The organism is Puniceibacterium sp. IMCC21224 (genome assembly GCF_001038505.1).
In the GTDB taxonomy this organism is placed as follows: Bacteria; Pseudomonadota; Alphaproteobacteria; order Rhodobacterales; family Rhodobacteraceae; genus Puniceibacterium.
In genome coordinates this window covers 392,707-412,881 of sequence record NZ_LDPY01000002.1, presented here as the reverse complement: position 1 = coordinate 412,881, position 20,175 = coordinate 392,707, and the positions used below count along the sequence as shown (strand labels likewise).

Annotated in this window: 17 protein-coding genes and 2 pseudogenes; 8 read left to right on the top strand and 11 right to left on the bottom strand. The window is 62.0% G+C overall.

The features are described 5' to 3' along the window. Window positions 1-49 precede the first annotated feature (49 nt). The 3 genes from IMCC21224_RS21395 to IMCC21224_RS21385 form a co-directional block, all read right to left on the bottom strand. Window positions 50-1,579 carry a tripartite tricarboxylate transporter permease gene (locus IMCC21224_RS21395; RefSeq protein ID WP_047997580.1) on the bottom strand — a complete coding sequence of 510 codons (1,530 nt, stop codon included), beginning with the start codon at window positions 1,577-1,579 and terminating at the stop codon, window positions 50-52. After that, a complete protein-coding gene (locus IMCC21224_RS21390; protein WP_047997579.1) occupies window positions 1,579-2,019 on the bottom strand; it encodes a tripartite tricarboxylate transporter TctB family protein in 441 nt (146 codons plus the stop codon). Before IMCC21224_RS21390 ends, IMCC21224_RS21395 begins: the two co-directional genes overlap by 1 nt. A gap of 71 nt (window positions 2,020-2,090) precedes the next feature. Continuing rightward, entirely contained in the window at window positions 2,091-3,089 is a 999-nt protein-coding gene (locus IMCC21224_RS21385) for a tripartite tricarboxylate transporter substrate binding protein (RefSeq protein WP_082135386.1), read from the bottom strand. Window positions 3,090-3,562: 473 nt separating this feature from the next. Between IMCC21224_RS21385 and IMCC21224_RS21380 the strand changes: the two genes are divergently transcribed. After that, window positions 3,563-5,611, top strand: a complete 2,049-nt coding sequence (locus IMCC21224_RS21380) for a tripartite tricarboxylate transporter permease (protein WP_047997578.1) — start codon at window positions 3,563-3,565, stop codon at window positions 5,609-5,611. Between the two features lie 90 nt (window positions 5,612-5,701). On the opposite strand, the gene IMCC21224_RS21375 is transcribed toward IMCC21224_RS21380, so the two are convergent. The 4 genes and pseudogenes from IMCC21224_RS21375 to IMCC21224_RS27345 all read right to left on the bottom strand — a co-directional run. Then, a complete protein-coding gene (locus IMCC21224_RS21375; protein ID WP_047997577.1) occupies window positions 5,702-5,908 on the bottom strand; it encodes a DUF3500 domain-containing protein in 207 nt (68 codons plus the stop codon). A 27-nt stretch (window positions 5,909-5,935) separates the two neighbouring features. Beyond that, a protein-coding gene (locus IMCC21224_RS21370; protein ID WP_156178390.1) for an IS3 family transposase occupies window positions 5,936-7,068 on the bottom strand; the annotation gives its coding sequence in 2 pieces (ribosomal slippage) (window positions 5,936-6,828 and window positions 6,828-7,068; 1,134 coding nt in all). 145 nt (window positions 7,069-7,213) lie between these two features. Continuing rightward, window positions 7,214-8,827, bottom strand: a complete 1,614-nt coding sequence (locus IMCC21224_RS21360) for a BCCT family transporter (RefSeq protein ID WP_047997574.1) — start codon at window positions 8,825-8,827, stop codon at window positions 7,214-7,216. Between the two features lie 257 nt (window positions 8,828-9,084). Beyond that, window positions 9,085-9,406: pseudogene (locus tag IMCC21224_RS27345) on the bottom strand (IS6 family transposase); the annotation flags it as partial. Between IMCC21224_RS27345 and IMCC21224_RS27980 the strand changes: the two are divergent. Next, a pseudogene (locus IMCC21224_RS27980) lies at window positions 9,390-9,551 on the top strand (ISKra4 family transposase); the annotation flags it as partial. The pseudogenes IMCC21224_RS27345 and IMCC21224_RS27980 sit on opposite strands and share 17 nt — an antisense overlap. 78 nt (window positions 9,552-9,629) lie before the next feature. On the opposite strand, the gene IMCC21224_RS21355 reads toward IMCC21224_RS27980, so the two are convergent. The 4 genes from IMCC21224_RS21355 to IMCC21224_RS21340 are packed head-to-tail and all read right to left on the bottom strand — an operon-like array spanning window position 9,630 to window position 13,684. Further along, window positions 9,630-11,135, bottom strand: coding sequence for a tripartite tricarboxylate transporter permease (locus IMCC21224_RS21355; protein WP_231582170.1), 1,506 nt, complete (start codon window positions 11,133-11,135; stop codon window positions 9,630-9,632). Window positions 11,136-11,139: 4 nt separating this feature from the next. Beyond that, complete coding sequence (locus tag IMCC21224_RS21350) at window positions 11,140-11,598, bottom strand: tripartite tricarboxylate transporter TctB family protein (protein ID WP_047997572.1); 459 nt, start codon at window positions 11,596-11,598, stop codon at window positions 11,140-11,142. Next, window positions 11,591-12,712, bottom strand: coding sequence for an enolase C-terminal domain-like protein (locus IMCC21224_RS21345; RefSeq protein WP_047997571.1), 1,122 nt, complete (start codon window positions 12,710-12,712; stop codon window positions 11,591-11,593). The genes IMCC21224_RS21350 and IMCC21224_RS21345 overlap by 8 nt, the downstream gene beginning before the upstream one ends. Before the next feature lie 6 nt (window positions 12,713-12,718). Continuing rightward, on the bottom strand, window positions 12,719-13,684 hold the full coding sequence (locus IMCC21224_RS21340; protein ID WP_047997570.1) for a tripartite tricarboxylate transporter substrate binding protein: 966 nt from the start codon (window positions 13,682-13,684) through the stop codon (window positions 12,719-12,721). A gap of 219 nt (window positions 13,685-13,903) precedes the next feature. On the opposite strand from IMCC21224_RS21340, the gene IMCC21224_RS21335 reads away from it, so the two are divergent. From IMCC21224_RS21335 to IMCC21224_RS21310, 6 genes are read left to right on the top strand one after another with little or no spacing between them, the layout of a single operon-like run. Then, entirely contained in the window at window positions 13,904-14,848 is a 945-nt protein-coding gene (locus tag IMCC21224_RS21335) for a hydroxymethylglutaryl-CoA lyase (RefSeq protein WP_047997569.1), read from the top strand. Then, the gene (locus tag IMCC21224_RS21330) at window positions 14,835-15,587 is read left to right on the top strand and encodes an enoyl-CoA hydratase/isomerase family protein (protein WP_047997568.1); all 753 of its coding nucleotides are present in this window, start codon (window positions 14,835-14,837) and stop codon (window positions 15,585-15,587) included. Before IMCC21224_RS21335 ends, IMCC21224_RS21330 begins: the two co-directional genes overlap by 14 nt. Further along, entirely contained in the window at window positions 15,584-16,774 is a 1,191-nt protein-coding gene (locus tag IMCC21224_RS21325) for a CaiB/BaiF CoA-transferase family protein (RefSeq protein WP_047997567.1), read from the top strand. The genes IMCC21224_RS21330 and IMCC21224_RS21325 overlap by 4 nt, the downstream gene beginning before the upstream one ends. Continuing rightward, on the top strand, window positions 16,771-17,550 hold the full coding sequence (locus IMCC21224_RS21320; RefSeq protein WP_047997566.1) for an enoyl-CoA hydratase/isomerase family protein: 780 nt from the start codon (window positions 16,771-16,773) through the stop codon (window positions 17,548-17,550). Before IMCC21224_RS21325 ends, IMCC21224_RS21320 begins: the two co-directional genes overlap by 4 nt. Beyond that, on the top strand, window positions 17,547-19,166 hold the full coding sequence (locus tag IMCC21224_RS21315; RefSeq protein ID WP_047997565.1) for an AMP-binding protein: 1,620 nt from the start codon (window positions 17,547-17,549) through the stop codon (window positions 19,164-19,166). The genes IMCC21224_RS21320 and IMCC21224_RS21315 overlap by 4 nt, the downstream gene beginning before the upstream one ends. Then, window positions 19,163-20,149: a nitronate monooxygenase family protein gene (locus tag IMCC21224_RS21310; RefSeq protein WP_047997564.1), complete on the top strand. Its 987-nt coding sequence runs from the start codon at window positions 19,163-19,165 to the stop codon at window positions 20,147-20,149. Before IMCC21224_RS21315 ends, IMCC21224_RS21310 begins: the two co-directional genes overlap by 4 nt. Window positions 20,150-20,175 lie beyond the last annotated feature (26 nt).

Below are 20,175 nucleotides of genomic sequence, written 5' to 3'. Positions count from 1 at the left end.
CGCAATCTGCGCACCGGCCCAACCAGACCTTCTAGCTTGGGGCCCCAACCTATTTTGCATCCACCTCCACCTCCACCTGCGGCCGCGACCGCCGGACACTGCTCCAGACGCTGGACACCAGAATCATCGCGGTCAGCCCCAGCAGCACGGCGCTGGCCGGGCTGGTCAGGAACACGTCGAAATTTCCGCGCGAAATCAGCATGGCCCGGCGGAAATGTTCCTCGAGCATGGGGCCAAGTACAAAGCCCAGGATCACCGGTGCCAGCGGAAAGCCGTAGCTGCGGGCAAAGTACCCCAGCAGGCCCAGCAGGGCGACCAGCCAGACATCGGTGGCGCTGTGACTAACGCTGTAGGCGCCTAGGCAGATGAACACCAGGATTGCAGGCATCAGAATGTTGAACGGCACCAGCAGCAGCCGCGCCCAGACTCCGATCAGCGGGATCGACAGCACCAGTAGCATCAGGTTGCCGATCCAGAAACTGACGATCAGACCCCAGAACAGCGCCGGTTCGTTCGCCATCAACTGCGGCCCGGGTGAGATGCCGTTGACGATCAGCGCGCCCAGCATCAGCGCCATGGTGGCACTGCCGGGAATACCCAGCGCCAGCGTTGGGATGAACGCGGTCATGTCGGCGGCATTGTTGGCGGCCTCGGGTGCGGCTACGCCTTCGATTGCGCCCTTGCCCAGGTTTGCGCGGTTCTTCGACACCCGACCTTCGACCGCATAGGCCATGAAGGCGGCAATCGCTGGGCCGGTGCCGGGAAGCGTGCCGAAGAACGCGCCGACGCCGCTGCCACGCAGGATCGGCCCGAACGTGGCGCGCGCCTCGGCCCGGGTCGGGATCATCGCGCGAAAGGTGATGCCCTTGCGGTCAAAGGCGCGGGTGCGGGCCTCCTTTATGGTGGCGATCACTTCGGAGACGCCGAAAACGCCCATCGAGACCGAAACCAGCGTGATCCCATCCATCAGGTCGAGGTTGCCAAAGGTCATTCGCCCCTGCCCGGTATAGAGGTCGGTGCCGACAACGCCGACCATGATGCCGAAAACGACCGTCGCGAGCCCCTTGGCCACCGACCCGGCATTGATCGACGACGCCGCGACAAGGCCAAAGACGATGAGCGAGAAATATTCGACCGAGGAAAACTCGGCCGCGTAATGCGCGATCGGGGCGGTGAACAGCATGATGATCAGAATGCCGATGCTGCCGCCGATAAACGACGCAGCGACTGCGGTCAGCAACGCCAGGCTGGCGCGGCCCTGACGGGTCATCGCGTTGCCGTCGATACAGGTCACGGCGTTGGATGTGGTGCCGGGAATGTTCAGCAGGATCGCGGTGATCGACCCGCCAAAGGTCGACCCGTACCAGATGCCTGCCAGCAGGATCAGGCCAGATGTGGCATCGAGCTGGAACGCCAGCGGCATCAGCAGGGCAATGGCGGTGACGGCACCGATGCCGGGCAGCACGCCGATGAAGATGCCGACCAGAACACCGAGCGTGACATAGCCCAGGCTGACCAGCGAAAACGCCGTTTCGAACCCGATGGAAAGGTTGGCGCCGAACTGTGCAAGGAAATCCATCACAGCCTCCACTGCGCTAGCGGGATGTCGATTTGCAGCAGAAAGACAAAGACGAACCAGGACAGCGGCACCATCAGCACGGCCATCGGCAGGATGACCTGCCATCGGCTGCTGCGGATCGCCAGCGCGGCGATGATGGTCGAGGCGACGACCGCCGGGATCAGCCCAAAGCGCGGAATGATCAGCGCAAATGCGATGACGGTGCCGATGCACATCCACAGGCTGCGGTGCGGGACAGTCGGCATCGGCACGTCACGCGCCAGGGCTGGCACCGCAACGCCGACACCCAGACCGGCCAGCAGCAGGCCGAGGCCCATCGGAAACATCCCCGGCCCCATCTGCCGCAACGTGCCGATCGGCAGCGTCGCGAGAGTATGGGCCGCATAGGCCCCACCCATCACGATCAGCGCCAGACCCGCAACCATATCCCGTCTCGTCATGTTCTAATCCTTCCGTATCGTGCATCAAGGGGCGCTCTGTTAGGGCGCCCCTTCAACGTATTCGCGCGGCTTCAGCCTTCGATGGGCACACCGGCCTCTACGATGACCTTTTCCCACATCTCGGTTTCCTGTTCCTGCCGTTTGACCATGTCGGCAGCGGTGCCGACATACGGCTCGGCGCCGACGGCGGCCAGCTTTTCCTTGATCTCGGGCTTTTGCAGGATCGTCTGCACGGCAGAGGACAGCGTTTCCTTGACCTCGTCGGGCACACCGATGGGCGCGGAATAGCCGTTCCAGCTGGACACGTCATAGGGGGCCACGCCGGATTCCTCGACGGTGGGCAGATCAGGGAACAGCGCCGAACGGGTGTTCATCGTCGTGGCCACCGGCCGGACCTGCGCGTTGTCGACGGCTGCCTTGGCACCGGGAATGATCTCGAACGCGACTTCGACCTCGCCGCGGGCAACGCCGCCCATCAGCTCGGGGGTCGAGCTGTACGGCACCACCACCGCGTCGATACCGGCGACGCTGAGGAACAGCTTGGCGGCCAGAAACTGCGTGCTGCCGACCTGCACCGTCCCGACGTTCAGCGCGCCGGGGTTGGCGCGGCCAAAGGTCAGAAGATCGTCCAGCGAGGCAAACTGTCCGTCCGGCGCCACCACGACGACCAGACCAAAGTTGGCCACCGGGGCCACTGGTTCGAAATCGTCGACCTGATCGAACGGCTGGTTCGGCAGAAGCGTCTTCTTGATCGGGCCGGACGCGCCGACGTTGAGCAGCGTGTAGCCGTCATTGCCCGCTTCGGTCACCGTCTGCGACGCCACGGTGCCGCCGGCACCCGGCACATTCTTGACGACAAAGCGCTGGCCTAGGGCTGCTTCCAGCTCTGGCGCGAGGGTGCGGGCGATGATGTCCGAAACGCCGCCGGTACCAAAGCCCAGCACGATGTCGACCGGTTTGTTGGGGTAATCCTGTGCCGCAGCACTGCCCACACCAAGTGTCGAGGCGATGGCAGCGGCGGCGATCAGCATACCCCCGCGGGAAAAGGCCCGTCTGGTCGTCGTTATCATAGTGTTCCTCCTGGTTATCCCATTGCGGCCTTTGGCCCGGACGCGCAGCTTTGCGCGCCGGGCCTGAACCAATTGCAGCGCTATCCGATCCGGATCTGCGCAACGCGGTCAGGGCGGCTCGGCACTGCGACCCTTATTATGGCAGACCGTTCGCGCGATGGCCCATCGGGACCACGTCACCACCAATCAGATTCTTGGCAGAAGAGGAATAACCGCGCAACACCTGCACCGGAAACCTATGGCAAGGTGGGGCAAAACGATTTGCCGGGCGCGCGTCCACAGATCACCGTCATGGCCACGCAATCTGGCTGGCAGATGCAGCGTTCACTGCGTCCCCCGGCACGCCCTGAGGGAGAAACCATGCGTACCAGACTGAGGACAACGTTCACGCGGGATAACACCGGGGCATCCTGGCCACCGACATCCGCGACACGCAAAGGGCGCGCGATCACGGACGGAAGGGGCTAGGACCAATGGAAGCTTTTGATTTCGCCTATATGCTGCATGCCGCCGGACAGGCATTCGGCACCATCATTCAACTTGAACGCATCGGGTTTCTGTGTATCGGCGTGTTCGTCGGCCTTGCCATCGGGTTGTTGCCCGGGATCGGCGGCATCACCGGATTTGCGCTGCTGGTGCCGTTCACCTATTCGATGGACCCATATGCCGCCTTTGCGATGCTGCTGGGGATGCATTCGGTAACGTCAACCTCGGATACGATCCCGGCGGTAATGTTCGGGGTGCCGGGCACCTCGGCGTCGCAGGCCACGGTGCTTGACGGTTTTCCGATGACCAAGAAGGGCGAGGCCGGGCGCGCGCTCAGCGCCGGGTTCAGTGCCTCGCTGCTGGGTGGCCTGTTCGGGGCGCTGGTGCTGGCGGTTTCGATCCCGGTGATCCGGCCGTTTGTGCTGTCGATCGGCACGCCCGAACTGCTGGGGCTGACGATCTTTGGCATCGCCATGGTGTCGTCGCTGTCGGGCAACGCCCCGCTGCGCGGCATCATCGTGGCCTGTTTCGGCATCCTGATCAGCATGATCGGCACCGACCTGCAAACCGGCACCGTCCGCTGGGCGGAAAATGTGCTCTACCTCTGGGACGGGGTGCCAATGCTTCCTGTGCTGTTGGGGATCTTTGCGCTGCCTGAACTGTGCGACATCGCGATCAAGCGCAAATCCGTGGCCGACAAGATCGAGTTTAGCCATGTCAGCGGCATGGTTCAGGGCGCCAAAGATGTGATGGACAACTGGTTCCTGTGTCTGCGCTGTTCGTCCATCGGGGCCATTCTGGGTATCATTCCGGGGATCACCGGTTCGGTGACCGACTGGATCGCCTACGGCCACGCGCTGCGCACCGAAAAGGGTGCGGCCGAAACCTTTGGCAAGGGCGACGTGCGTGGTGTGATCGCGCCGGAATCGGCCAACAACGCCAAGGAAGGCGGCAGTCTTGTGCCCACCATCGCCTTTGGCGTGCCCAGCGGCGCGGCGCAGGCGATCCTGCTTGGGGCGATCATGGTACATGGCTTTGTGCCCGGCCCGGCGATGTTAACCACCGACCTTAACGTGACCTACACGCTGGTCTGGAGCATCGCGCTGGCCAACGTTTTCGGCGCCGGCATTTGTTTCCTGATGAGCGGCTATTTCGCCAAGATCTCGACCCTGCGCTATACGCTGGTGCTGCCCGCGATCATGTCGGTGGTCTATGTCGGGGCGTTCCAGGGGTCGCGCAGCTGGGGTGATCTTTATGCGCTGCTGTTCTTTGGGCTACTCGGCTGGGCAATGAAGCGGCTGCGCTGGCCGCGCCCGCCGCTGATCCTGGGGCTGGTGCTGGGCGCGCTGATCGAACGCTATATGGCGATCTCGATCCAGCGGTACGATGCCGAATGGCTGCTGCGTCCTGTGGTCGTGATCCTTCTGGTGATGTCGGCGCTGGTGCTGCTGCGGCCGATCTGGACCGAGATGCGCCACGGTGGCGCGCGGGCGCTGCTGCCGTCGGGGCGGCTATCGGTCCGGGCCAGCGACCTGCTCTATGCGTTCTTTCTGGGGATCGGCGGCTGGATGCTGTACCAGGCGCAGGACTGGAGCTTTGGCGCCCGCGTCGGGCCGACGGCGGTGGCCACGGTCCTGCTGATCGCCGGGTCGCTCAGCCTGATCTATCTGGTCTTTTCGGGGCGCGGCAGCGGGGTTCAGGCCAGCACGGAGCACCGCGGAATCCACATGGACCTGGCCTCCGAAGACGGCGGCGAAACCCGCGTCATCCTGATCCGCGCGGCGATCTTCTTTGGCTGGTTTCTGGCGTTTCTCGGGTCGATGGCCACCATCGGTCTGATCCCGACGGTGCCGGTTATGATCGTCGCCTACATGCGGCTGGAGGGGGATGAGCCGTGGAAACTGACGCTGATCTACGCGGCCTGCGTCACAGTGGCAGTCTATGCGATCTTTGAACGGGTCATCCATGTGCCATGGCCGCCCACGGTGCTCGGCGATCTGGTGCCCGCATTGGCGCGGATCGTGCCGTCGATGTAGCTTTCCCCAGCACTGGCGAAACGGAAAACACCCGCCCGAGATACTCAGGCGGGTGTTTTTATGTCTCGCGGCAGCCTTGACGGTGGCAGCTCAGTCATCGCGGTGGCGCAGCTTTCCATGCGAGTGATCATGCGAGTGGCCGTGCCCATGGTGATTGGATTGCGCGTAGTGCATCCACAACAGTTCCATGCCGTAGTCATTGCCGCTCGGCGTGCGCACGATGGTGTGGATGTGAAACCGTTTGGGCGTCGGGTCGGTCAGAACCACGCCGTGCTGGTGGTCGAATGGACTTGCCACGCAAAAGTTCCGGTCTCTCAGCTCATGTTAGGCAGCCCGTCTCTCGAAAGCCAAGGGACTTTTCCCGCCAAGGGATGAATGCCGTCTTCGCGGGTTGTAGAACCCATTGATGTATTGGAATATTGCTCCTTCTGCTTGTCTGCGGGTCGCCCATTTCTGACGCCAGATCAGTTCGGCTTTCAGAGATTTGAAGAAGGTCTCGACCATGGAATTGTCATAACAATTTCCCTTGCCGCTCATTGAGACCAGAAATCCATGCTGCTTCAGACTTTTCTGATAGTCACCTGAACAGTATTGAGAGCCACGATCCGTATGATGGATACAGCCTTTGGGTGGCTTTCGCAGCCCTACTGCCATGTCTAATGCCTTGATGGCCAGGTCCCGCTTCATCCGGTTACTGACCGCCCAGCCAATAATGACCCGGCGGGAGTAAAGATCGATGGTCACTGCCAAATACAGCCATCCCTCGCTCGTCCAGATGTAGGAAATGTCCCCTGCCCATTTTTGGTTTGGGCCATCAGCAGAGAAGTCCTGATCAAGAAAGTTGGGGGCGACATTGAAGGCGTGATTGCTGTTAGTCGTGACTTTATGTTTACGGGTTCGAATAACCTTGATCGCGTTCTCACGCATCAACCGGCCTACCCGGCGGTGCCCGACAACAAGACCGAGATCGCGCAGTTCCTCCGTCATGCGAGGTCGGCCGTAGCTTTGCAGGCTAAGGCGGTGTTGTTCTCTGATATGGGCCAACAGCACCATGTCATCTCGCTGGCTTCGGCTGATAGGGCGGATCTTCCAGGCGCGAAACCCACGGGAAGTTACCCGCAAAACGCGGCATAGAAACTCAATGGGCCAGATCTTCTTCCAGGTGTCGATAAAGGCAAACCTCACGCCTTTTGGCCTGCGAAGAAGATCGTCGCCTTCTTTAACACTTCCCTCTCCGCGCGGAGTAGCCGGTTCTCTTTGCGAAGGCGGGCGTTCTCCTTCTCCACATCCTCATGCGGGCCGGACATCAGGTCATCATTCTGATGGTGTTGAACCCACTTGTTCAGTGTCGAAACACCAACCCCTAAATCAGACGCAATCTGAGGTCGCGTCAGTCCACTGCTTGTTGCAATGCGAACCGCATCACGTCTGAACTCGTCGCTGTATCTTGGTGCCAATTTGTGTCTCCTTCATTGCGAATATCGCTCGAAAGAGACCGGAACTAAATCGGGACAAGTCCATTACGATAGGTGCCCGAAGCTCTTCCTATCAGCCTGCGCCTTGGATGCCGTGGTCATGTTCCGGTTATGAATCCTGATGACCCTAGCGCGGTTCGCTACGTAGGCCTTGGAAGATGGTATAACACATGACCAGCATAAGGATTGAAAATGGCACGCCAGTTGCGGTCACGCCCGCCTGAAGTGCTGACAAGCCACCACCGATCAAAAGCACAATGGCTATCAAACCTTCGACCACACACCAGAAGATACGCTGGGGTACTGGTGCATCAATCTTGCCGCCGGCCGTAATCGTATCAACGACAAGAGAGCCCGAATCCGACGAGGTTACGAAGAAAACCAGCGCAAGGAAGATGGCGATTGTCGACGCAATCTTGGTGAATGGTAACCCATTGAGCATACCAAACAGCGAAAGTTCGGGCGAATAACTGTCGATCACGTTCGCCTTGACCAAAGAGGTTTCCGGGCTCGTGAGTATCTGGTCAATCGCAATGCCGCCAAAGACACCCATCCAGATAAAGATGATAAGCGACGGGATCAACAAGACACAGACGATAAACTCACGCACGGTGCGGCCTCTGGAAACGCGGGCGATGAACATGCCGACGAAAGGTGCCCAAGATACCCACCATGCCCAATAGAACGCAGTCCAGCCTTGGCGGTAGGCGTCGTCGGTGCGCCCGAACGGATTGGATAACGGGATAATCTCTTGGGTATAGGCGATAAGCCCGGTCCAGAATCCGCTCAAACCAACCAATGTCGGCCCGACAAACAGGACGAAAAGAAAGAACAGAACCGCAAGGATCATGTTGAATTCAGAGAGAACTTTTACGCCGCCATCAAGGCCACGGTAAACCGAAACCAAGGCCACGGCCGTCACCAAAATGATGATAATAACCTGGGCGTTGGTCGAGATTCCAAGCCCGAACGCAAAGTTTAACCCTGCATTGGCTTGTTGTGCGCCCAGTCCCAAAGATGTTGCCAGACCGAAAAGCGTGGCAAAGACGGCAAGGATATCAATGCAATGTCCCCACCAACCCCAGACACGATCGCCTAAGATTGGGTAAAAGCAGGATCGGATGGAGAATGGCAAACCTTTGTTATAGGTGAAAAGTGAAAGCGCCAGCGCCATGATGGCATAGACGGCCCAACCGTGCAGACCCCAATGATAAAAGGTAGCGGCCAGCCCCATTCTGCGTGCGGCGTCGACGTTTTCGGCGATGATGCTGCCATCAGCCGCGATGGGCGACGGCACACCCAATGGGCCCGAAACGTTCATATGGTATACTGGTTCGAGAACCCCAAAGAACAAAAGACCAATCCCCATGCCGGCAGCGAACAGCATCGCAAACCACGCGGGGTAGGAGTATTCAGGCACGGCGTCCTCTCCGCCCAGCCTTACCTTAGACATTGGCAGAAAAATCAGCGCGAGACAGAATATCACGAAGATATTCACGATGATCATAAAGAACCAATCAAGTTTGGTGGTCGCAAAGTCGCGCACGGCTAGAAATACCGCACCTGATTGGCTTGGAAAAATTAGTGTCAGGATGACAAAGGCGACAGCGGTCAATCCGGAAATAGCAAACACCGGGTTGTGGATATCGAAACCCAAGGGGCCGAGTTTGCCGTCAATATTGTCTTGTCCAACCTCGAAATCAGTATCGATTTGGCCACTTTCAGTTGCTTGATCCGCCATAGTTCGCACCCGCTGTTGAGGCTCCGTCATTCCAAAACACAACGGGCTAACTTTGCTATTATAAAAGGTAGCTTTGCATGACGCCTTGAAATCTGCAAGTTTTGAGACCTGCGGTGATAGATGTCGTCCACGCAAACGGCTCTGTTGATGTCGTCGGAAGGGGCATTCACCCCATCACGTCTGGGTGGAAATCAACAACCTAAAAGATAAGCGTGATCCGTAGGGCGCGGTTCAGTTGCGCGGGGCGATGGCTATCAGTCCGTCACACTGACGCGCGGCTTACCCCAAACGGGCCATCAGTCTGGATATAAAGCGTTTGGCGGTCCGAGTGTTCCGGCGCGTTTGGACCAGTAAATCAAGAACCGCGCCGTTGCTATCTACCGCACGCCAAAGCCAATACTTCCTGCCACGGATTGTGATAACAACCTCATCGAGATGCCATCTATCGCTGGGCGGCTTACGCTTTGAGCGGATCTTTTTCGCGATACTTGGGCCGAATTTCCCACCCCATGCCCGGACCGTTTCATAGCTGACCATGATCCCTCGTTCTGCGAGAAAGTCCTCAATATGCCGCGCAGAAGGCTGTGTCGACGAAATTGGCAACGCCCGTATTATGGCCAAACGTCAGCGCATGAGGGGGCCTCCGATTGGAGCGCATCGTGTTGCCGTCACACTGGCGGCAATACTTGACGGGAGGCTGATCATCACAAAGACGGCTGCTTGACCACCAGGATTTGCCCACCCCCAACTCGAACCATAGCTGTTCAAAAAAACTGCCATACCACCTGCCGGGATGTGACAGCTAGGTCTGCACCGTTGCTTCAATTCGCTTGCGTGTTTTGCGATGCGAAACCACCCCCCATACCAGCATCAGCACCGCCAGCCCCAGCACCGTCGCGCTGATCGGGCGTTCGACAAAGGTGGCGGGATCGCCACGCGACAGTAGCATGGCTCGGCGGAAATGCTCCTCCATCATCGGACCAAGGACAAAGCCCAGCAGCAGCGGGGCTGCGGGGAAGGCCAGCCATCGCATCAGGATACCCAGCAGGCCAAACCCTATCACGAGCCAGACATCAAAGGTGTTGTTGTGCAGGCTGAGCGTGCCGATGGCGATGAACATCAAGATGGCGGGATAGAGGAACCGGTTCGGCACCAGCAGCAGCTTTACCCAGATCCCGATCATCGGAATGTTGAGCACCAACAGCATGAGGTTGCCGACCCAGAAACTCATGATCAGGCCCCAGAACAGCGCGGGCTGGTCGGTCAGCAGTTTCGGCCCCGGCGCGATGCCGTGTATGGTCAGCGCACCCAGCATCAGTGCCATTGTGGCGCTGCCGGGAATGCCGAGTGTAAGGGTGGGCACAAAGGCGGTCTGGTCGGCTGCGTTGTTGGCGGCTTCCGGCGCGGTGATGCCTTCGATTGCGCCCTTACCGAAACGCTCCGGCGTTTTCGAGATGCGCTTTTCCAGCGCATAGGCAAAGAACGACGCGACCGAAGGCCCGGTGCCGGGGAGAGCACCGAAAAACGCACCAATGCCGCTGCCGCGCAGCATCGGCAGGATCGAGCGTTTGACCTCGTCTCGGGGCAGTTTCATCGACCTGAGCGACACACTGCTCTGATCAAAGGACCGGCGCGCGCCGGATTGGGCGTTGCCCACCACCTCGGCGATACCGAAGATGCCCATAGCCAGCGGCACAAGGCCGATGCCGTTCGACATCTCAAGAATGCCGAAGGTCAGCCGTTCGTCGCCGGTATAAAGGTCGATCCCTACGGTGCCGCACAGGATGCCCAGCACGACCATGGCCAGCGCCTTGGGGACCGATCCGTCGCTGACAGCGCTTGCGGCGACAAGTCCCAGAACCATCAGCGTGAAATACTCTGCCGATCCAAAGCTGAGCGCATAAGAGGCAATCGTCGGTGCGAAAATCATCAGCAACAGGATGCCGATCATCCCCCCCACAAAAGACGCGATCGAGGTCATGAACAGGGCTGCCGCGCCGCGCCCTTGCAACGCCATTGGGTGGCCGTCGAGACAGGAAATCGCGCTGGATGTGGTGCCGGGGATGTTGACAAGGATCGCGGCGGTCGACCCTCCGTATCCGGTGCCGTACCAGATCCCCGCGAGCATGATAAGCGAGGTCGCGGGGTCGAGGTGATATGTCAGCGGCAACAGCATGGAGATCGCCGTGAGCGGCCCGATACCGGGGATCACGCCGACCAGCGTGCCAAGAAAAACACCCAAAAAACAGTAGCCAAGCGTGATCGGCGTCAGGGCGGTATCAAGGCCAAGCAGGATATTGTCGAGCATCATATCACCATGGCCAATGGATCATGCGCAGCCCCAGCGACAGGCCAAGGCCAAAGACGCCCCAGGCCAGAGCGCATAGGGCGGCGATCATAATGAGGCTGTCGCGCAACGGCACCCGTTCGGGGCCGACGAGGGTCGACAGGGCCACAAGCGCCGCGATGGCAGGGAATAACCCGAAGGGGCGGCAGAGCAGCGCAAAGGCCGATACCGCCGCCAGAACGAAAACCGAGGCGCGCATCGGAGGCAAGGGTATCGCCCCGGGTCGCGTGCCGCGCAGCAGCGGGGGCAGGGCGATCAACGCGCCCAGTCCTGCCAGCAGCCCTCCCGTCAACATCGGGTAGAACCCGGTGCCCATCCTGCGCAGGGTCCCAAGATCGTAATTCGCCCAGCAGTAGAGCGCAATGCCGGCCCCGATCAGGCAGAGCAGCGCGCCGCCGAGAATGTCTTTGCGGGCCTCATCCATGGGCGTGGTCCTTTGTCTTTCTGGCAGGGCGCGCGGCAGCCCCGTGCCGCAATCTGATTTGCCCCGTCCCAAGCCGCTTCAGCGCAGCCAGGTCGAGCCGGTCCGCGATGCGCCCGCAAACTGGTGCGGCAAAGCCGTCACGAATCTCGGGCAGGGGGGCGATCTGGGCCGACAAGTGGCGGTGAAAATCGATCTCGTGCGGATGGGCTAGGCCTGTGGGCAGGCCCTGGGCAAATGCGATCTGGGCGGCGGCACCAAGGGCGCTTTCCGAATAGGTGCCGTTACAGATCCGTCCCCGTTGCGTGGCGACAACCGACGCGATGGCTTGCGCCGCCGTCAACCCCAACCGCCCCGGCTTGGCCGAAACCTGCACCAGGCCGCGTTCGGCAAAGGCGGGCAATAGATCGGGGCCTTCGATGGGCTTGTCAGCCAACACCGGCACCGGGGCACCTGCGCAGGCGCGTGCGGTGGCGGTGTCAGGCAATAGGGGGCAGGGATCTTCGAGAAAGGTCAGGCCCATGTCAGACGCAAGGGCGAAGAGGTCGGGCAAATCCTCAGGCGCATAGGCGCTGTTGGCGTCACCGGACAGGTCCACATCGCCCAGACTACGGCGCAACGCGGCCAGCACCGCACCATCCCGGGCGATGCCCTGCCCCAGCTTGACCTTGAAAGCGGTGATGCCGGTGTCGTCGCGCACCTTCAGCGCGGCCTCTGCCATATCCCCCGGCACCCCTCGCGTCAGGACCGAGGCGACCCGCACCGGCGCTCCCGTCGGCACGGGGCTGGTCAGGTCGCGCCAGGCGTTGTCGCAAAGTGCCCGCAGCGCGACGGCCCCCCGCACCCCGGATAGGGTCTGTGCGGCCGAAGTGGACAGATCCAGCCCCACAATCCGGGGCCAGGCAATGTCGACAAACGCCCGGGCCAGCAGGCCCGGCGTCATGCCGTTCCACTCTGGCCGACAGGTGATTTCCCCCACCCCGCGCCGACCCGCGTCGTCCTCCAGCAGCAGCAGAAGATAGGGCACATCCGCTTCTGCACCCCCGACAGTCCAGTCGACGGCGGTCCGAAGCGGGAGCCGCAGCTCCCATAAATCAGCGCGAGTGAGGTGGGGCATTACGGATCAGCCCGCCGTCGCGGCGGCGGCATCTATAAGGGTCTTCCAAGGCCCCATATTGGCGTCGAGATAGGCGTTGATCCCTGCACCATCCTTGAACACCGGCGCGATGCCCATGCCGAGCAGCGTCTCACGGTAGCGGGGGCGGGCGACGGCTTCCTTGATGGCGGATTCGATCACCGAAACGATGTCGTTGGGCGTATCCTTGTGCACCGTGATGACTGAAGGTGTTGCCACCGTCACCATGTCGACACGCAGGTCTCTGACCGTCTTCACATCGGGGAGCAGTTCGTCGCCCTGATCTGCGGCAAAGGCGAGGATGCGCATCTCGTCCTCGAACCCAAGGTAGTTGGACGTCGACAGGAAGGCATAGTCGATCTCGCCACCCAGAAGGGCCGCAACGGTGTTGGAACTGCCCTTGTATGGTACATCCAGTGCTTCGGTCCCGGTGGCGGCCAGCAGGGACGCGCCATTGACAAAATGAAAGCCGCCGCGCCCGGTGTGTCCCCAGGCCAGCGCGCCCGGTTCGGCCTGCATCGCGCCGATAAGATCGTCGAGGGTCTTGTACGGGCTGTCGGCCTTGACCGCGATGGCCGACTGGATCAGCGCCATCTGGGCGACGAACCGAAGCTCTGTCATCGGGTCGAGGACCTGTTCTTTCATCAGCGACCCCAGCATCAGCGTGCCTAGTGATTGGTGCCCCAGGGTGTAGCCGTCGGGCGAACCGGTCGCGACGGCCTGCGCGGCGACAAAGCCACCCGCGCCGGTTTTCTGCACCGGAACAATGGATTGGCCAAGGATGTCTTCCAGTTCGGCGGCCAGCGCGCGGGCCACCTGATCGTTTCCGCCTCCGGCGGAAAAGGGGATCAGGATTTCGATGGCGTGGTCCGGATAGCCAACTGTGGCACGTGCGCCTGTGGCCACAAGCACGAGCGTGGCCCCCGACAGTTTCAGCAATGTACGGCGGTTCATCATTCTCTCCTCCCGTGAAATGATTGCGCGAATTCGTTGCAGTATTCACTAAAGTTGTTGTGTAGATCAACAAAAATTATGTGTGGAGCGTGATCATTATGCGTCTTCCGGCGATAATAGGATGTTTCCTTGTTGAATTAATTAGGAAAACAGTTGGAAATAAAGTGGTTGCTCATCGAGGCAATATGGTTGATAAGAACAACTACATTGGAGAAGTAAGTGACCAGAGACATAGTAATATGTGAATGCTTCGCACGGGACGGGCTTCAGCACGAACTGCAAATCCCGGACACAGATAGCAAGCTGCAGCTACTTGGGATGTTCCGGGCTGCAGGGTTTCGCCGGATCGAGGTGACAAGTTATGCCCATCCCACCCATGTGCCCGGCTTTGCCGATGCGTCGAACCTGCTGGCGAGCCTGCCGCGACGGGCGGGCGTCTGGCACAAGGCAACCTGTCCGAACCCCCGCGCGGTTGAGCGCGCATTGGCCGATCATGGCGCCGGACACGGCGCAGAGGAGCTGAGCTTTCTCGTTTCGGCGACCGAATCCCACACCCAGCGCAACCTGCGCACCAGCCGTGCTGAGCAATGGCAGCGGGTCGAACAGATGGCGAAACTGGCTCGCGGGCGGGTACGCATGGTCGGCGTGATCTCGATGGCACTGGGCTGTCCGTTCGAAGGCGTGGTCGACACCGGTTCGGTGGTTGCGGATGCCGCGCGATTTGCAGATCTCGGCTGCGATCTGGTCACAATCGGGGACACCATTGGCAGCGGGTCGCCTTCAACGGTGCGTTCCTTGTTCCGTCGGCTTCTGGACGACGTGCCGCAGATCGTGCCAATCGCCCATATGCACGACACGCGCGGCACCGGAATCGCCAATTGCATCGCCGCGCTTGAGGCTGGTGTGACCCACTTCGACAGCGCAATGGGCGGCGTTGGTGGGCATCCGACCCGCATCAGCTATGGGTCCGGTGACACGGGAAACGTCGCGACCGAGGATCTGGTGACACTGTTTCAGGCCGAGGGTCTGCGGCATGGCATCGACCTTGATGCGATGATGCGCGCATCAGAAGCTTGCGAGACCGCGCTGGGGCGCACCCTGTTGTCGCGGGTGGCCCGGACCGGGCTGTGGCGTGCCAGAAAAAAGGAGAATGAGAGTGTTTGACGTGGCCGAAGACAAGCTGGTGCTGACCGAAGATCGCGGTCCCGTGCGCATCGTGACGATGAACCGCCCCGACAAGTTGAATGCGCTGAACACCGCGTTGACGCAGGGGCTTCTGGATGCGCTTTTGGCGGCGGATTCCGATGAAGCGGTGCGCGCCGTGGTGCTGACCGGCGCGGGACGCGGGTTCTGTGCCGGGGCGGATCTGTCGGAATTCAAGCACCTGACACCGGCGCAGTCCGGTGCGGTTGAGGCGCGGGCGGATCTGACGTGTCGCACCCAGATGGCGATGCAAAAGATGGCCAAACCAGTGGTTTCAGCTGTACAGGGTGCGGCGGTGGGCGGCGGCGCGGGGCTTGCCATCGGCTGTGACATGGTTGTCGCTGCGACTTCGATGAAATTTGGCTATCCGGAACTGAAGCATTCCATTGTTCCCGCTCTTGTAATGACAGGCCTCGTTCGGGCGCTGGGTCGGAAACAGGCGTTCGAGATGATCTCGCTCGGTCGGTTGATCGGGGCGGAGGAGGCACTGGCGCTGGGTCTGATCAACCGCGTGATCGAAGGCGATCCGTTGCCCGCCGCGCTAAAGATCGCCGAGACCTGGGCCGCCTACGATCCCCGCGCCATGAAGGCTGCCAAATCGCTGCTTTACCGGGTCGAAGATCTGCCGCTTGAGCCCGCGATGATGGCCGGGCGCGACGTGAACGCGCTGATGCGCTCGTTCCGCGAGCCCGAGGCATGAGACCGCTCGACGGCATACGGGTGGTGGATTTCTCGCGCGTGTTGGCGGGGCCGATGGCGACGCAGATCCTTGCCGAGTGCGGGGCCGAGGTGACCAAGATCGAACGCCCCGGCACTGGCGACGAAAGCCGCGTCTTCGAGCCGATGTTCGAGGGCGGGCAAAGCGCCTATTACTCGGCTTTCAACCGATCGAAACGCTCTATTGCCGTCGACATGAAATCCGACGCGGGGCGCCAGGTGGCCTTTGACCTCGCCGCGCAGGCAGATGTGCTGGTCGAGAATTTTTTGCCCGGCGGTATGGACAAGCTGGGGCTGGGATATGACGCGGTGGCCGCAGTCAATCCTGGTCTGATCTATGTTTCCAACACTGGCTTTGGCCAGACCGGACCATACAAGGACCGCAAGGGCTATGACACGATCTTTCAGGCGCTATCAGGTGTCATCGATCTGACTGGGCATTCCGGGGGCGCACCCGCCAAGGTGGGGCTGCCGTTCGCGGATCTGACGTCGGGCCTGTGGATCGCCATTGCCGCACTGACCGGGCTGGTTGGTCGCGCCGCGCACGGTAAGGGCTGCCATGTGGATCTGGCGATGATGGATGTGCAGGTGTCGCTGCTGACGCTGCCTGCCGCGCGCCACTTTGCGCTTGGGGAAACGCCCGAGCGCACCGGCACCGAGCATCCGGGCCGGGTGCCTTCGGCGGCGTATCAATGCAACGATGGGGCGTGGCTGTTCATCTCGGCCTCCGATCAGCACTGGCCCGTTCTATGCGATGTGCTGGGCCTGACAGCGATGGCGCAAGATGCGGGGCTGGCCAGGAACCGCGACCGGGTAGGAAGGCGTGAGGCGGTGATGGCGGCTCTGTCGGCGGCCATCGCCACACGCAACCGCGAAGAACTGGCAGAAAGTCTGCGCGCGGCGGGCGTCCCTGCGGGTGAGATCAACACCGTGCCCGAGATCCTGAACGACCGCCATATCAAGGCCCGCGGCATGGTCGACAGCTTCGACGACCCGGACCGCGGCCCCACCCCTGGCCTGCGCACGCCGGCGCGGTTTTCTGGCTATGATCTTCACCGCTTTGAAGCACCGCCCAAGCTGGGCGGCGACACCCGCACCATTCTTGCCGACGAACTGGGCCTGACCCCGGACCAGATCGCGGCGCTCTATGAAAAAGGCATCGTGGCATGACCCAAAACGGCACCATCAGGCTTGAGGTGAACGGCCCCCGCGCCGATGTGATCCTGGCCCGCTCCGAGGCGCGCAACGCGCTCAACCTGCCAATGTGCGAAGACTTGATCGACGCCTTCGCCCAGATTGCAGCGACGCCTGGGATCGGCATTGTGGTCCTGCGCTCGGACGGGCCGGTGTTCTGCGCCGGGGCCGACATGAAAGAACGCAAGGGTCGGGACGAGGCTTGGGTGATGATGCGCCGCCGTACGGCATTTCGGGCCTATGAAACCGTCGGGGCTTGCGCTGTGCCGGTAATCGCGCAGGTGCAGGGCGCGCTCGTGGGGTCAGGCGGCGAGATCGCCATGAGCTGCGATTTTATTGTCGCCAGTACAGCCGCCACTTTCCGCTTCCCCGAACCGCAATGGGGCACAGTCGGCGCCACCCAGCGATTACAACGGGTGGTCGGCGTCAGCCGGGCCAAGGAGCTTTTATACACCGGCCGCGTGATGGAGGCGGACGAGGCGCAGCGCATTGGCCTGATCACCACCCTGACCACGCCCGAAGCGCTGGCGCAGACCGTGGACGAGACCGCCGAACGGATCCTGCACGCGCCGGGCCTGTCGCTGAAGCTGACCAAGCATTGCATCGACGCTGGCGCGCGCACGGACCTTGCCTCGGGGATCGCCATCGAACTGGCCGCTATCGACAGGATGCTTTCCGAAAGCGACTGGCGCGGCAGCGTGGACCGGTTCAGCGCGCAGGTCGGGTCGGACACGAAAGAGAAGAAGGCATGAGCTTTGTCATCGACGCCCTTTGCCCGGTGTCAGTGCAGGATGCGCTGTTTCGCGCCGCCGCCCTAGCCCCGGATGTCGAGGCGCTGGTCGCCCCCGATGGCCGCGCAACCTTTGCCCAGCTGGCCGACCGTGTGGCGGGAATCCGCGCCGCGCTGGCCGCAAGCGGGGTGCGAAAGGGCGACCACGTGGGCATCTGCCTAGGCAATGGAATCGCGTTCGAGGCGCTGTTTCTTGCCCTCGGAACCCTCGGTGCGATCAGCGTGCCGGTGAACACCCGGCTGAAGGCGGACGAGATCGCCTACGCGCTGCGCCAGTCCCGCGTCACCCGCCTGTTCACCGCCGACACCCTGCTGAACGCGGATTTCATCGCGATCCTGCGCGACATCGCGCCGGGCATCGTCTCGGGCCTGCCGGATGCGGCACTGCCCGACCTGCGTGAGATTGTCGTACTGGGGGACGATGTGCCCGCCGCCTGCATGGCGTGGGGCGATTTCATGGCCGATGGCAAAGCTGACCCAGGCCCGCAGGCCACCCCTGACGATACACTGCTAATCCAGTATACCTCGGGCACCACCGCCTTTCCCAAGGGGGTGATGCTGACCCACCGCAACATGCTTGGCAACGGGTTCGTGTCTGGGCAGCGCATCGGGCTGCGCACGGGGGATCGCTTTCATTCCTCGCGGCCGTTCTTTCATGTCGCGGGCTCAACCCTGTCGATCCTCGCCTGCCTTCAGAATCTCGCCACGTTGGTGACGATGACGCGGTTCGAGCCGGAACAGGCTCTGCTCATGCTCGAAGACGAACGGTGCACGCATTTCTCCGGCAATGACACCATGGCGCTGATGCTGCTCAACCATCCGTCCCGGGCGGCGCGCAAGCTGTGCCTTCGCGGCGGCTGGATTGCCGGGTCGCAGGCGGTGCTGCGCCGCGTCGCGACAGAGATGAACGCGCGTGAGGTGGTGTCGGGCTATGGCCTGTCCGAAGCCTCGCCCAACATCGCCCAATCCTGCTGGTGGGAACCCGAGGACGTGCGCACAGGCGGACGGATGCGTCCGCAACCGGGACTGGAGGTGGTCGTCATCGACCCTGCCACCGGTGCGGCCTGCGGCCCCGGCGGCGCAGGGGAAATCCGGGTGCGTGGCTGGTCGGTGATGCAGGGCTATTACGACATGCCCGACAAGACTACCGAAACCCTGTCCGCCGATGGCTGGCTGTCGACGGGCGACCTTGGCCGCATCGGCGAAGACGGGCGGCTGGAGTTTGTCGGGCGGCTCAAAAACATCGTGCGGGTCGGGGGTGAGAACGTGTCGCCAGAAGAGGTCGAGGACCGGCTGCATCAACACCCTGCGATCAAGCAGGCGCAGGTGGTCGGTGTCCCGGATGATCGTCTGGTCGAGGTCTGCGCCGTCTTCCTCATCCTGAACGAGGGCGAAAGCCTGTCCCCCGATGCGCTGATCGACTGGGCCCGCGACAAGATGGCCGGGTTCAAAGTGCCGCGTCATGTCTGGATCGTCAACGGGTTCGAAGACATCGGCATGACCGCTTCGTCGAAGATTCAAAAGACCAAGCTGGCCGCCCATGCCCGCGCCCTGCTGGAAGAGGAGCACGCCGCATGAAGATCGAAACCTCTGTTACCCGGCTGCTGGGCATCGACCTGCCAATCCTTCAGGCGGGGATGTCTTGGGCGTCGTCCAACGCCGCGCTGCCACTGGCGGTGTCGCGCGCCGGGGGGCTGGGGGTGATCGCGGCTGGGCCGATGCGGCTTGATGCGCTGGAAGAGGCGATTGATACGATCCGCGCGGGCACCGACCGGCCCTTTGCCGTCAACATGCCGCTTTACCGCAAGGGTGCCGAGGACTTGCTGGACCTGCTGGAAGCCAAGCGCATCCCTATTCTCATCGCCTCGCAGGGCGGACCGCAGAAATACCTCGACCGGTTCCGCGCCGTGGGCACCATCTGCCTGCACGTCGTCGCATCCGAGCTTCATGCGGTGAAAGCGGCGGAAAAGGGCGTCGACGGTCTGATCGTCGTCGGCGGAGAGGCCGGGGGGCATCCGCCTGCGGACTTGGTGTCAACTCTGGTGCTGGTACGGGCCGTGGCCAAGGCGACAGAGGGGCGCATCCCGCTGGTCGCTTCGGGCGGGTTTGCCGACGGGCAGGGACTGGCCTCTGCGCTGGCGCTGGGGGCGGGGGCGGCGAATTTCGGCACCCGCTTTATTGCGACGCCCGAGGCCGGGGTTGTCGACGGCTACAAACAGGCGGTCATCGGCGCTGGCGTGGCCGACACCCGCACCGTGGGGCGTGGCTTTGGCATGATCCGCACCCTGAGCAATGACTTTGCCGAAGAGATGGCCGCGCTGGAACGCGCCGCCGCGCCCGACGATCAGCGCCGCGAAACCTTTGCCGCCAGCACGCTCAAGATGGCGGCCTTCGATGGCGACATGCGCCGCGGCAAGCTGGAGGCAGGCCAAAGCGCCGGTCTTGTAAGCCGGATCATGCCCGCCGCCGAGATCGTGGCCGAAATTGCTAGGGATTACGTTGTCTGCGTGCGGTCCTTGCCGCAGCCCGTCCCGACCAATGCGCCGCAACCGGCGCTTTAGACCCTAAGCGGGCGAAAATGCCCGAC